The 12,596-nt window shown below is 75.7% G+C and carries 14 protein-coding genes; 4 read left to right on the top strand and 10 right to left on the bottom strand.

Features of this window, described 5'->3' with window-relative positions; all coding sequences use genetic code 11:
- Nucleotides 1-61: 61 nt before the first annotated feature.
- Nucleotides 62-2,101: a HelD family protein gene (locus tag BM165_RS13935; RefSeq protein ID WP_075014121.1), complete on the bottom strand. Its 2,040-nt coding sequence runs from the start codon at nucleotides 2,099-2,101 to the stop codon at nucleotides 62-64.
- A 106-nt stretch (nucleotides 2,102-2,207) separates the two neighbouring features.
- On the opposite strand from BM165_RS13935, the gene BM165_RS13930 reads away from it, so the two are divergent.
- Complete coding sequence (locus BM165_RS13930; RefSeq protein WP_075014120.1) at nucleotides 2,208-3,221, top strand: zinc-binding dehydrogenase; 1,014 nt, start codon at nucleotides 2,208-2,210, stop codon at nucleotides 3,219-3,221.
- A 15-nt stretch (nucleotides 3,222-3,236) separates the two neighbouring features.
- Here BM165_RS13930 and BM165_RS13925 read toward each other — a convergent pair whose 3' ends face one another.
- From BM165_RS13925 to BM165_RS13915, 3 genes are all read right to left on the bottom strand, one after another.
- The gene (locus BM165_RS13925; protein ID WP_075014119.1) at nucleotides 3,237-3,908 is read right to left on the bottom strand and encodes an acVLRF1 family peptidyl-tRNA hydrolase; all 672 of its coding nucleotides are present in this window, start codon (nucleotides 3,906-3,908) and stop codon (nucleotides 3,237-3,239) included.
- Between the two features lie 4 nt (nucleotides 3,909-3,912).
- Nucleotides 3,913-5,139, bottom strand: a complete 1,227-nt coding sequence (locus BM165_RS13920; protein ID WP_075014118.1) for an MFS transporter — start codon at nucleotides 5,137-5,139, stop codon at nucleotides 3,913-3,915.
- A 213-nt stretch (nucleotides 5,140-5,352) separates the two neighbouring features.
- Nucleotides 5,353-7,167, bottom strand: a complete 1,815-nt coding sequence (locus BM165_RS13915) for a phosphoenolpyruvate carboxykinase (GTP) (RefSeq protein ID WP_075014117.1) — start codon at nucleotides 7,165-7,167, stop codon at nucleotides 5,353-5,355.
- Between the two features lie 438 nt (nucleotides 7,168-7,605).
- Here BM165_RS13915 and BM165_RS13905 point away from each other — a divergent pair, with 438 nt between their 5' ends.
- On the top strand, nucleotides 7,606-8,028 hold the full coding sequence (locus BM165_RS13905; RefSeq protein WP_075014115.1) for a hypothetical protein: 423 nt from the start codon (nucleotides 7,606-7,608) through the stop codon (nucleotides 8,026-8,028).
- On the opposite strand, the gene BM165_RS13900 is transcribed toward BM165_RS13905, so the two are convergent.
- Together BM165_RS13900 and BM165_RS13895 are read right to left on the bottom strand one after the other, a co-directional pair.
- A complete protein-coding gene (locus tag BM165_RS13900; RefSeq protein WP_083427342.1) occupies nucleotides 8,004-8,531 on the bottom strand; it encodes an SRPBCC domain-containing protein in 528 nt (175 codons plus the stop codon). The genes BM165_RS13905 and BM165_RS13900 overlap by 25 nt on opposite strands.
- Nucleotides 8,528-8,869, bottom strand: coding sequence for an ArsR/SmtB family transcription factor (locus BM165_RS13895; protein ID WP_083427341.1), 342 nt, complete (start codon nucleotides 8,867-8,869; stop codon nucleotides 8,528-8,530). Before BM165_RS13895 ends, BM165_RS13900 begins: the two co-directional genes overlap by 4 nt.
- Nucleotides 8,870-8,941: 72 nt before the next feature.
- Between BM165_RS13895 and BM165_RS13890 the strand changes: the two genes are divergently transcribed.
- A complete protein-coding gene (locus BM165_RS13890) occupies nucleotides 8,942-9,175 on the top strand; it encodes a hypothetical protein (protein WP_075014113.1) in 234 nt (77 codons plus the stop codon).
- 75 nt (nucleotides 9,176-9,250) lie between these two features.
- Nucleotides 9,251-9,493: an acyl carrier protein gene (locus BM165_RS13885; RefSeq protein ID WP_075014112.1), complete on the top strand. Its 243-nt coding sequence runs from the start codon at nucleotides 9,251-9,253 to the stop codon at nucleotides 9,491-9,493.
- A gap of 56 nt (nucleotides 9,494-9,549) precedes the next feature.
- On the opposite strand, the gene BM165_RS13880 is transcribed toward BM165_RS13885, so the two are convergent.
- From BM165_RS13880 to BM165_RS13865, 4 genes are all read right to left on the bottom strand, one after another.
- On the bottom strand, nucleotides 9,550-10,242 hold the full coding sequence (locus BM165_RS13880; protein ID WP_075014111.1) for a DsbA family oxidoreductase: 693 nt from the start codon (nucleotides 10,240-10,242) through the stop codon (nucleotides 9,550-9,552).
- Nucleotides 10,243-10,270: 28 nt separating this feature from the next.
- Nucleotides 10,271-11,275: a cation diffusion facilitator family transporter gene (locus BM165_RS13875; RefSeq protein ID WP_075014110.1), complete on the bottom strand. Its 1,005-nt coding sequence runs from the start codon at nucleotides 11,273-11,275 to the stop codon at nucleotides 10,271-10,273.
- A gap of 74 nt (nucleotides 11,276-11,349) precedes the next feature.
- Nucleotides 11,350-11,730: an FKBP-type peptidyl-prolyl cis-trans isomerase gene (locus tag BM165_RS13870; protein WP_075014109.1), complete on the bottom strand. Its 381-nt coding sequence runs from the start codon at nucleotides 11,728-11,730 to the stop codon at nucleotides 11,350-11,352.
- Nucleotides 11,731-11,823: 93 nt separating this feature from the next.
- Nucleotides 11,824-12,570: an SDR family oxidoreductase gene (locus BM165_RS13865; protein WP_244274224.1), complete on the bottom strand. Its 747-nt coding sequence runs from the start codon at nucleotides 12,568-12,570 to the stop codon at nucleotides 11,824-11,826.
- Nucleotides 12,571-12,596 lie beyond the last annotated feature (26 nt).

Below are 12,596 nucleotides of genomic sequence, written 5' to 3'. Positions count from 1 at the left end.
CCGCCCACAACCACCCGCGCCGTGCCGTCCCCCGACCGGTGGCGCACGGGACGGGTGGTGCTCAGCCGGTCAGCGGGGCGGGGAGGTCGTCGCGGTGGAGGACCACGAGGGTGCTCACGGCCCGGGTCAGCACCACGTAGAGGCGGTTGATCCCGCGTGGCTCGGCCGCCACGATCGCGGCGGGGTCGGCGACCACGACGGCGTCGAACTCCAGGCCCTTGGCCAGCGTCGCGGGGACGACGGCGACCCGCCCGGCCGCCGATCCGTCGTCGGCGAGCTCCGTGGCGGGCAGCCCGGCGTCGGCCAGCAGCCGCACCACAGCGGGCACGGCACCGTCGGCGCAGACGACGCCGACCGACCCCGGCGCGGCCGCCAGCTCGCGCACGACGTCGGTCAGCGGCCCGGCGAGGTCGGTGACCGGGCGGACGCGCAGCGCGCCGGGGTCGCGGCGCACCGCGGTGGCCGGCTCGAGGCCGGGGGCGATCACCGGGAGCAGCCGGTTGGCGTAGTCGAGCACCTCCCCCGGCACCCGGTACCCCCGCGTCAGCGGGCGGACGGCGGTCCGCGGGCGGCCCAGGTCGGCGAGCGTCGACGCCCAGTCCGCCGGCGACCAGGGGCCGGTGGCCTGCGCGAGGTCACCGAGCACGGTCAGCGACCCGGCGGCCAGCCGGCGGGCGACCGCCCGGCACTGCATCGGCGAGAGGTCCTGTGCCTCGTCGACGACGACGTGCCCGTACCCGGCCGTGCGGCCCAGCAGCCCGGCCGCCTCGTCGACCAGGACGGCGTCGGCCGGGGTCCACGCGGTGGCGCGGACCGAGCGGGCGGCCGGGCGCAGCAGCAGCGCCTGCTCCGCCTCGTCGAGCACACCGCGGGCGGCCCGGGCCAGGACGGCGGGGTCGGTGAGCAGCGCGGCGACCACGGCCGCGGCGTCGCGGGCGGGCCAGACGGCATCGCAGAAGGCGCGCACCTCGGCGCTGCGGGCGGCGCGCCGGGTCTCGGCGTCGTCCGGGCTGCCGCCGCCCTCCTCCTTCTGCCGGCGGGCGTCCTCGGCCAGCAGCAGCGCGAGCCGCTCGCGTCCGGCGGCGTAGTGCAGCCGCTGCTGGTCGTCGGGGACGCGGCCGCGCCGGCGCAGGTCGTCGACGTACCGCTTGAGCCGCTCGACCGGGACCCGGTACCGGCGGCCGGCGAGGGGGACGAGGACGTCGTCGGTGGGCTTGGCGATCACGCCCCACAGCGCCCGCTCGAGCACCTGCGCCATGCGGCCGTCGCCCTTGACGACGGCGACCTCGGGGCGGTCCTGGGCGCGGACCGGCACGTGCGCGGTCAGCCCGGCGACCGTGGTCTGCTCGACGTCGACCTCGCCGAGGGTGGGCAGCACCTGCTCGATGTAGCGCAGGAACGCCCGGTTGGGGCCGACGACGAGGACGCCGGTGCGGGCGAGCTGGCCGCCGTGGGTGTAGAGCAGGTAGGCGGCCCGGTGCAGGCCGACCGCCGTCTTCCCGGTGCCGGGCGCGCCCTGCACGCACACCGACTCGGTCAGCGGGGCGCGCACGATCTCGTCCTGCTCGGGCTGGATGGTGGCGACGATGTCGCGCATGGGGCCGCTGCGCGGGCGCTCGATCTCGGCCCGGAGCAGGGCGCCGTCGCCCTCCTCACCGGCGCCGAGGAGCTCGTCCTCGTAGCCGGTGAGCTCGCCGCCGGAGAACCCGAACCGGCGGCGCCGCACCAGGCCCTGCGGGTCGGCGGCGGTGGCGCGGTAGAACGGCCGGCTCATCGGCGCGCGCCAGTCGATGACCACCGGCCGGCCCGCGGAGTCGCGGACGTGCCGGCGGCCGATGTGGAAGGTCTCCGTCCCGGTGTCGGTGCGCCCGAAGAAGGGCGGGACGTGGGGATCGGCGGCCAGGGCGCGCAGCCGCTCGGCGCGGGCGGCGCCCAGCCGCTCGGAGGCCCAGGCGTCGACGCCGGCGTCGGCGACGGCGGAGGCGGCGGCGCGCATCTCGGTCAGGCAGTCCCCGGCGAGGCCCAGGTGGGCGCGCTCGGCGGCGAGGACGGGGTCGGTCGGAGTGGCGGTCCCGGTCGTGTCGGTCGGTGTCGCGGACACGGTCGGTGGACGCTACGCCCTCGTCGGCCCGCCGTCGCCCGCCTTTCGCACGCGGGAGGCGGGACCGGCGGTGTGGGACGCGGGCGCGGTGGGGAGGATCCGGGACATGACCGACTCGATGCTCGCCGGCCGGCTCGACGTGCGCACCAAGCGGTTCGAGGTGACGGAGGTGCCGCGGCCGACACCCGGCCCCGGCCAGGTGCTGGTGGAGGTGCGGGCCGCCGGCATCTGCCTGTCCGACGTCCACCTCGTCGACGGCACCCTGAACCCGCTGTTCCTCCGGGGCGACCAGGTCACCCTCGGCCACGAGGTCGCCGGCGTCGTCGCCGAGGAGGGCGAGGGCGTCAGCGGCTGGGCGGGCAGGCGGGTCACCCTGCAGGCCGGCGAGGAGATCGGCGGGTGGATCCACACCCGCGGCGTCGACTACGACGGCGGCTGGGCGCAGTACGCGCTGTCGACCGTCGGCACGCTGGTGCCGATCCCCGACAGCCTGCCGTTCGAGCAGGCGTGCATCGTCCCCGACGCCGTCTCCACGCCCTGGGCCTCGATCGTGCGGACGGCCGGCGTGCGGGCCGGCGAGCCGGTGGGCGTGTGGGGCATCGGCGGCCTGGGGGCGCACGCCGTGCAGCTGCTGCGGCTGGCGGGGGCGGCGCCGATCGTCGCCGTCGACCCGGTGGGGTCGGCGCGGCAGCGGGCCCTCGACCTCGGCGCCGATCTCGCGCTCGACCCGTCGGAGGACGTCGCCGCCCGCGTGCGCGAGCTGACCGGCGGCGCGGGGCTGGCGTACGCCTTCGACTTCGCCGGGGTGCCCCCGGTGCGCGAGCAGGCGGTCCGCTGCCTGGAGCGCGACGGCGGGCTGGTCCTGGTCGGCCTCACCGACCAGCCGCTGACCATCCGCAACGGCACGCAGTTCAGCTACTTCGGTCAGCGGCTGCTCGGCCACTACGGCTCCGAGCCGCAGCACGTCGAGCAGCTGGTCGCGCTGATCCGGCACGGCCGGCTGGACCTGTCGCGGTCGATCTCGGGGACGCTGCCGTTGGAGGAGGCCGCTCGCGGCATCGAGATGCTCGAGCGCAAGGAGGGCGACCCGATCCGCCTGGTCCTGCTGCCGAACGGCTGAGGAGCCTTCGTAGCGCTAACGGCCCCCCAGGTCGCCGGGCTCCACGATGTGGATCTGCACCGCCCGGAACAGGCCCGGGGTGGACAGCAGGACCTCCTTCGTCGGCTCGCCGACCTCCAGCGCCGGCTCCCGGCGCAGCGCCGCCAGGGGGGCCAGGCGGGGGTCGGCGAGCACGGCGTCGACCATGGGCCGGTCCCCGCCGGTGAACAGCGCCTCGGCCGCCCCTGCGTGCGGCAGCAGCACTCGCGCGGCGGTCGCGACGGCGGCGTCCACCACGGCGTCGGCCTGGTGGGCGCGGCGGCGGGCGAACCGCTGCTGGCTCCAGCCGCCGGCCGCGCTGCGCCCCTGCACCAGCCGGGTGTCGACCTTGGAGACGACGAGGTCCGCGCCGTCGAACACCCCGGTCGCCCACCGGCCGCGGCGCACGAGCAGCACCGCGGCGCGGCGGGGCCGGCGGGCCGCGGCGGTGAACGTGGTCAGCAGCGGCGCCGACGGCGTCCAGCCGAAGGGACCGCGGAGGGTGAGCGTGGTGCCGTCCGCGCAGGCGACGTGCACCGCGCCGTCGTCGTCGGCCCTGGCCTCGAGGGCTCCGTGCCGGGCGACGACGCCGTCGAGCCACCGGCCCAGCCGCTCGGGGGCCACACCGAGGACGCGGCCGCCGCCCGCGGCCGGCCGGGGACGGGTCACCGGCTCAGCCGGTCGTCTCCCCGGCCAGGACCGGCTCGGCGATGTTCTCGGCGGGCACGTGCAGCAGCCGCTGGGCCGCCAGCACCACGAGCGCGGCCAGCCCGGCCGACACCGTCGCGACCAGGAAGGCGGCGTTGGCGCTGACGGTGTCGACGACCTTCCCGGCGATCGACGTGCCGACGGCGACCCCCAGGCCCAGCGCGGTGCCGATCCAGGTGAACGCCTCGGTGACGGCCGACCGCGGCACGATCAGCTCGGCGAGGGTGAACGAGCTGATCAGCGACGGCGAGACGGCCACCCCGGCTACCACGACGAACGGGATCATGACCCACACGTTGCCGATGAGGACCAGCGGCACCGACAGCACGGTGAGGCCCACCAGGACGACGAGCAGGCGGTGCCGGAGCGGGTGCCGCCAGTGCACCGCGCCCCAGCCGATCCCGCTGGCCATGGAGCCGAGCGCCAGGCTCGCGATGAGCACGCCGGAGAGGCCCATGGCCCCGACCTCGTCGGCGAAGGCGACCAGCGTGATCTCCAGCGTGCCGAGGACCGAGCCGACGGCGGCGCCCACGACGAACAGCACGCGCAGGCCGGGCGTGCGGATGGCCGAGGGGCCCCGGCGCGCCTCGTGGCCGTGCGGTGGCGGCTCGGTCCTGCCCTGCGCGGCGAAGAGCAGCGCCCCGACGACGGCGAGGGTGAAGGCGGTGACCACGCCGGAGGTGGCGTGCCCCGTGGTGGACAGGAAGGTGACGAGCACCGGCCCGACGATGAAGACGAGCTCGTCGACCACCGACTCCATGGCCAGGGCCGCCGGCAGCCGCGTGGTGCCGCGGAGCAGGTGGGTCCAGCGCACGCGGATCATCGAGGCGACCGGCGGGATGCACGCGCCGGCGAGGCCGGCGGTGACGAAGAACGTCCAGCGCGGCCAGTCGTCCTTGACCGCGGCCAGGAAGGCCGCGCCGGCGGCGGCGAAGACCGCGACGACCGGCAGCAGGACGCGTCGCTGGCCGTACGTGTCGGCCAGCCGTCCGAGGACCGGGCCGGCCAGGGCGGTGGTCACGGCCCCGGCGGCCGCGACGGTGCCGCCCAGCCAGTAGGAGCCGGTCTCCGCCGCCACCAGCAGCACGCACCCCAGGCCGACCATCGACAGGGGGAGCCGGCCGATGAAGGCGGCGAGCACCATGGGCCGCGCGTGTGGCGTGCGCAGCACGTGGAAGTAGGGACTGAGCACCGGGAGAGGACCTGTCGTCAGGGGACGCGGGTTCCTCCCACGCTAACCGACCACCTCGTCCCCGGCCGCCGGACGGCTCCGGTGTGTACAGGGACGGACACGGGCCCCGCACCGGACGACGCTGTCCGGTGCGGGGCCCGCAGGAACCCGTCGCGTGCGCACGCGACGGGAGTCGGGTGGCCTCCTCGCAGGGGCCGCCTCTGGACGGGGCGGCTAGGCGAGGCGGCTCTCGAGGATGGCGAGCTCGTCCCAGAGGGTGCTGGGCAGCTTGTCGCCGAACCGCTGGAACCACTCGGTGATCTGCGGGATCTCCTCGCGCCACTCCTCGGGCTTGACGGCGAGGGCCTGCTCGACCCGCTCCGGGGTCATGTCCAGGCCGGAGACGTCCAGCGAGTCGACGGTGGGCACGTGGCCGACGGCGGTCTCGACCGCGGCCGCCGTCCCCTCGAGGCGCTCGACGACCCACTTGAGGACGCGGCTGTTCTCGCCGAAGCCCGGCCACAGGAAGCCGCCGTCGGCGTCCCGGCGGAACCAGTTGACGTAGAAGATCCGCGGCAGCTTGGTGGCGTCGTGCATCTTGCCGGTCTCGACCCAGTGGCCGAAGTAGTCGCCGGCGTTGTAGCCGATGAACGGCAGCATGGCGAAGGGGTCGCGGCGGACGACGCCGACGGCGCCGGTGGCCGCGGCCGTCGTCTCCGACGACAGCGTGGCGCCCATGAAGACGCCGTGGTTCCAGTCCCGCGCCTCGGTGACCAGCGGGATCGTGGTCTTGCGGCGGCCACCGAACAGGATCGCCGAGATCGGCACGCCCTTCGGGTCGTCGTACTCCGGCGCGAGGATCGGGCACTGGGTGATCGGGGTGCAGAACCGCGAGTTCGGGTGCGAGGACAGCTCGTCGCTGTCCGGCGTCCAGTCGCGGCCCTTCCAGTCGGTGAGGTGGGCCGGCGGCTCCTCGGTCATGCCCTCCCACCAGACGTCGCCGTCGTCGGTGAGCGCGACGTTGGTGAACACCGAGTTGCCCTTGTCGATGGTCCGCATCGCGTTGGGGTTGGTGTCCCAGCCGGTGCCCGGCGCGACGCCGAACAGGCCGTACTCCGGGTTGAGCGCGTACAGCCGGCCGTCCTCGCCGAACCGCATCCAGGCGATGTCGTCGCCCAGGGTCTCGACCTGCCAGCCGGGGATGGTCGGCTCGAGCATCGCCAGGTTGGTCTTGCCGCAGGCGCTCGGGAAGGCGGCGGCGACGTAGTACGTCTTCTGCTGCGGGCTGGTCAGCTTGAGGATCAGCATGTGCTCGGCGAGCCAGCCCTCGTCGCGGGCCATCACCGAGGCGATCCGCAGCGAGTAGCACTTCTTGCCCAGCAGGGCGTTGCCGCCGTAGCCCGAGCCGTAGGACCAGATGGCCCGCTCCTCGGGGAAGTGCACGATGTACTTGGTGTCGCTGCAGGGCCACGGGACGTCCTGCTGACCCTCCTGCAGCGGGGCGCCGAGGGAGTGCATGGCCGGCACGAAGGGCCGGTCGGTGCCCATGGCTTCGAGGATCCGTGAGCCGATGCGCGCCATGACCCGCATGGAGACGACGACGTACTCGGAGTCGGTGAGCTCGACGCCGAACATGGGGTCCTCGGCCTCGACCGGCCCCATGCAGAACGGGATGACGTACATGGTCCGGCCGCGCATCGAGCCGCGGTACAGCTCGGTCATCACGGCCTTCATCTCGTCGGGGGCCATCCAGTTGTTGGTCGGCCCCGCGTCGGCCTCGTCGACCGAGCAGATGAAGGTGCGGTCCTCGACGCGCGCGACGTCGCTGGGGTCGGAGGCGCACCAGAACGAGTTGGACTTCTTCTCCAGGCGGGTGAAGGTGCCGGCGTCGACCAGCTTCCCGGTGAGCCGCTCCCACTCCTCGTCGCTGCCGTCGACCCACACGACCCGGTCCGGGGTGGTCAGCTCCGCCATCTCCTGCACCCAGGCGAGGAGCCGGGCGTGGGTGGTCGGGGCGTTCTCGAGACCGGGGGTGGCCACGGAAGTCACGGCGTCTCCATCCTCTGGGGCGCACGCCGGGTGTCAGGACACCGGCGCCGGTGCGTGCTGTCGACCGGGGCGGCGGAACTGGTCCGGCCGTCCGGGTCGGGTCAGCGTACAAGCGGGGACCTCCGCCTGTAACGGTGAGAGACGTTACGTCTAGGACGTCTACTCCAGCCTCCTCCCACCACCGGGAGGAGTGCAGATGAGCGCGGTGTTGACTGCCCGACGTGACCAGCCTCACGGCCGGGACCGGGCCGTCCCCCGCCCGGTCCACCTCTCGGACGCGGTGTGCGGCGCCCCTCCCGGACCGACTCGTCGTCGCCCCGCCGTGGCGGTGCGCGCCGGCGCAGGCCGCCGAGCGACTCGACCGCCGGGGCGCCCTCCCGGGGACGCCCGGCCCGGAGACCGGCCCGGACCCGGTGCGGCCGCGCGGGCGGGTGTGAGGTGGGCGCGCGCCGGGCGCTGGTGGCCGTGTCGGCCGTCCAGCTGGGCGCCGGCCTCGCCGGCCAGGCGCTCGCCCTGCGCCGCCGGCGCGCGTTCGACACCCCCCTGCTCGCCGGCTCCCCGCGCACGGTCGGCCGGGACTGGTGGTGGGCGGGGACGGCGCTGAGCCCACCGGCGTGGACGGTGGCCGTGCACGCCGCCGCACTGGCCCGGCTGGCGGCGCGGCCCGACCCGCGCGCGGCGGCCGTCCTGGGCTGGGTCGGTGCCGCGCTGGTCCCCGGCTACCTGCAGGAGCGGCTCGTCCGGCACCGGCTCACCCCGGCGGGCGCCGAGCGCGCGGAGACGGCGGCGGCCGTCGTCGGCCTGGCGTCCGCCGCCGTCATGGCCGTGCTCGGCGCTCAGGCCCCCGGCGTGCGGCCGTAGTCGGGGCCGCTCGCGGCGAGGAAGGTGTCCCAGTCGCCGGGGTCCGGCCGGCCGCCGGCCTCGGCGTCGAGCTTGTCGAGGTACCAGTGCCAGCCGAGGGCGAAGTCGGTGACGTCGGTGCCGGCGGCGAAGACCTGCACGAAGTGCAGCGTCGTGCGGCCGCTCTCCACGGCCAGGGCCAGCTCGATCCGCCAGTCCTGCTGCTCGGCCCACTCGACCACCAGCCGGCGCGGCGGGTCGCACTCGGCGATCCGTACGGCCTCGCCCACGGGCTCGGCCTCGTGGGTCATCGTCAGCGTGCCGCGGGCGCCGGGAGCCCGGTCGCCCTCGTAGGTGCCGAACCAGCGGCCCAGCCGGTCGGGCTCGGTGAGCGCGGCCCAGATCTCGTCGGGGCCGTCGGGCCACGAGCGGCGGAACTCCAGCCGGAGCCGGCCGTCGGGGAGCTCGGTGACGACGCCGCGGCGGCTGATCGGCGGGTCGGCGGGGGTCTGCTGCTCGGTCACGGTCGATCTCCGTCCGTCGGGGGAGCGGCCCGGGACCGGCGGCCCCGCGCGATCTCGGTGTCCAGGGCGTCGAGGCGCTGGGCCCACAGGTCGCGATAGGGGTCCAGCCAGTCGTCGATCGCCCGCAGCGGGGCGGGGTCGAGCGCGTAGAGGCGACGTCGCCCCTCGACCCGGCTGGAGACCAGGCCGGCCTCGCGCAGCACGCGCAGGTGCCGGCTGATGGCCGGCCGGCTCACCGCGAACCGACCGGCCAGCTCCCCGGCCGGCCGCTCGCCGTCGCGCAGCAGCGCCAGGAGCCGACGCCGGGTCGGGTCGGCGAGCGCAGCCAGGGCCTCCACGACGGATGTGTAACACATGGCTTACGCATCGGCGAGGGGTTGCCGCCGGGACGGCCCGGGCAGGAGGGGTCCATGACCGTGACCGACCCCGACGTCCCGGACCCGCTGCACGACCCCCGGACGACGCAGGCCGACCCCGGCGCGCCCGGCCAGGGCGCCGACCTGGCCTCGGCCGGCGACGACCCGCTGTCGGCCGGGGAGGACGAGCTGACCGCCGACGACCCGGAGACGACGGCCGGGCAGACCCTGGCCGACGACGCCGGCGGAGGCGACGTCACGGGCGGGGCGTCCTCCGGCGCTCCGTGACGGAGCGGTTCGTTTCGGGCCGGGATGGCGGGGAACCCGTCCGGACGCGCATCCCCCGACGACGAGGAGGGCCCCATGGCCACCGGTGAGACCGGATTCGAGGACGTCACCTTCGACCTGATCTCCGTGCAGTACCACTCGCTGAAGGCCGGGCACGACTACGGCCAGTACGTCCGGGATGCCGAGAACGCGGGGCTCGACGACGTCGCCGCCTTCTTCCGCGAGGTCATGGAGCAGGACTCCGCACGGGCGCGGCGGTGCCACGAGCTGCTCCGGAACATCTCCGGCACCGAGCAGGGCGGCCCCGCCACCCAGTGACGACGGAGGGCCCCCTCACCCGCGCCGGGTGGGGGGCCCTCCGTCGTGCACGTCGCTCAGACCGCGCAGCTGTCGCCCTCGCAGCCGTCGGCCGCCGGGACGGTGGTCAGCGGGTGCGCGTCGGCCCAGGCGCGCTCGAGCAGCTGCAGCAGCAGGTCGGCCGGCTGGGCACCCGCGGCGCCGTAGCGACGGTCCACCACGAAGAACGGGACCCCGGTGGCGCCCAGCGCGCGGGCCGTGCCGGCGTCCTCCAGCACGGTGGGCCGGTACCGGTGGTCGGCCAGGGCGGCGCGCACCTCCGCCTCGTCGAGACCCACCTCGACGGCGAGCGGGACGAGCGAGTCGACGTCGAAGACCGGGCGGCCCTCCTGGAAGTACGCGGAGAACAGCCGCTCCTCCATCGCGCCCTGCAGCCCCCGCTCGGCGGCGAGGTGGGTCAGCTCGTGCGCCAGCAGGGTGTTGCCGCCGACGCCGTTCGCGAGGTCGTAGGTCAGGCCCTCACCGGCGGCGGTCTCCTCGACGTGCCGCATCATCGCCCGCATCTCCTCGACCGGGCGGCCGTACCTGGCGGCCAGCGTCGGCAGGGTCGCGTGCGTCTCGCCCTCAGGGACCGACGGGTCGAGCTGGAAGGACCGCCACACCACCTCGACCTCGTCGCGGTGCGGGAACCGCTCCAGGGCGGCCTCGAGGCGGCGCTTGCCGATGTAGCACCACGGACAGACGACGTCGGACCAGACCTCGATGCGCACGGCCCGCTCAACCGGGCGCGTGGCGCCGTCATTCCGGCCGGCGCACCTCCGCGCGGGCGCGGCCGTCGCCGGGCGTGGGGTCGAGGAAGACGAACCGCACGCCGCCGTGCCGGGCCACCAGCCGCCGCTCGGCCTCGTCGGAGGCCCGCTCGACGTCGGCGACGGTGGCGGTGTCGGCGAAGTCGACCTTGGCCATGACGGCGAGCTGACCGGGCCCGATGACCGAGGTGAGCAGGACGGGGACGCCCTCGACCTGCGGGAGCCCCGCGATCTCGGCGCGGAGCTCGTCCTGCAGCCGCGGGGAGATCGACCGGCCGATGAGCAGGGACACGTTCGCCCGGGCCAGCGACCCCGCCACCAGGAGCAGCAGGAGCCCGATGAGGATCGCCGCCAGGCCGTCCCACACCGGGTCGCCGGTCACCTGCTCGAGGAAGAGCCCCAGCGCGGCGAGCACCAGGCCGACGAGTGCGGCGCTGTCCTCGAACGTCACGGCCTTGACCGTGGTGTCGGTGGTCTCGGCCAGGTAGCGCCGCGGCGTCGTCCCCCACCGGCGCGCCGAGCGGCGGACCTGGCGGACGGCCTTGAGCCAGGACGCGCCCTCGAGGACGAAGGACACCGCCAGCACGACGTAGGCGACGGTCGGGGAGCCCTGTTCCTCGCCCTCGAGGATCGTCTCGACGCCCTGGTAGAAGGAGAAGCCGGCGCCGAGGGTGAAGGTGGCCAGGCAGGCCAGCAGCGCCCAGAAGTAGGTCTCGCGGCCGTAGCCGACGGGGTGGCGGGCGTCGGGGGCCCGCCCGCCACGCTTCAGGGCGACGAAGAGCAGTACCTCGGTGATCGTGTCGGCCAGCGAGTGCGCGGCCTCCGACAGCATCGCCGAGGAGTGGCTGATCAGCCCGCCGACCAGCTTGGCGACGGCGATGCCCAGGTTGGCCAGGCCCGCGACGACGACGGTCGCGGTCGACTCGCTGCCGCCCGTGTCCTCCGTCGCCTCGGTCGCCAGCGCGTGCTCACGGGTGGGGACCGGCTCGCTCATGGGCGCACCGGTTCCCCCTGGTTGCCCGGCGCAACCGTCGGGACCTCAGCGCCGGACGGCGCGGCCGGGGGGTCTCAGCGGACGCCGACGAGGTCCACCACGAAGACGAGCGTCGCGCCGGGCGCGATGACGCCACCGGCACCGCGGTCGCCGTAGGCCTTCTGCGCCGGGATGGTCAGCCGGCGGCGGCCGCCCACGCGCATGCCCTGGATGCCCTCGTCCCAGCCCTGGATGACCATGCCGACGCCGAGGCGGAACTCCAGCGGGTCGCCGCGGTCCCAGGACGCGTCGAACTGCTCGCCGCCGTCGTGGGTGACGCCGACGTAGTGCGCGCTGACCAGGTCGCCGGCCTTCGCCTCCTGCCCCTCGCCGACCACCAGGTCCTCGATCACCAGGTCGTCGGGCGCGGGGCCGGTGGGCGGCTCGACGTCGGGACGGCTCAGCGGCTGCGACATCGGATCTCCTCGCATCGTGCGCCGGGCGGCTCCCGACGGGTCGGGTCCATCCAAACAGCGGGACCGGACGTCCGGCCCGCCGGGTCGCGGCGCTCAGCGGCCCCCGGCGACGTCGAGCACGCTGCCGGTGCAGTAGCCGGACCCCTCGCCGAGCAGCCAGACGACGGCGGCGGCCACCTCGTCGGCCCGGCCGGCCCGGCCCATGGGCACGGTCGGTGCCAAGCGCGCGACCCGGTCGGGCTGGCCGCCGGCGGCGTGGATGCCGGTGTCGACGATGCCGGGGCGGACGACGTTGACCCGGATGCCCTCGCCGGCGACCTCGCGCGCCAGGCCGAGGCCGAGGGTGTCGACCGCCCCCTTGGTCGCGGCGTAGTCCACGTACTCCCCCGGTGAGCCGAGCCGGCTGGCCGCCGAGGAGACGAGGACGACCGAGCCCCCCGCGCCGCCGTGCCGGGTCGACATCCGGCGCACGGCCTCGCGGCAGCACAGCACGGTGCCCAGCACGTTGACCGCCAGGAGCCGCTGCACGCGCTCGGCGGTGTACTCGTCCACCCTCGCCCTCGGGGCGACGACGCCGGCGTTGGCCACCAGACCGGTCAGCGGCCCGAGGCGCTCGGCGGCGGCGAACGCGGCGAGCACGTCCCCCTCCACCGCCACGTCGGCGCGCACCGCGACCGCGGCCCGGCCGGCTGCCTCGACGTCGGCCACGACGGCCGCCGCCGCCGCCTCGTCGTCGCGGTACGTGAGGGCCACCGACCAGCCGGCCTCCGCGGCGGCGCGGGCGGTGGCGGCGCCGATGCCGCGGCTGCCACCGGTCACGAGGAGCACACCCGGGGGCACGGGCGGAACGTAGCGCGAGCGGGTGC

It is taken from the genome of Geodermatophilus obscurus (assembly GCF_900115395.1).
Lineage (GTDB): Bacteria > Actinomycetota > Actinomycetes > Mycobacteriales > Geodermatophilaceae > Geodermatophilus > Geodermatophilus obscurus_B.
This window is presented reverse-complemented; position numbering and strand designations above follow the sequence as displayed.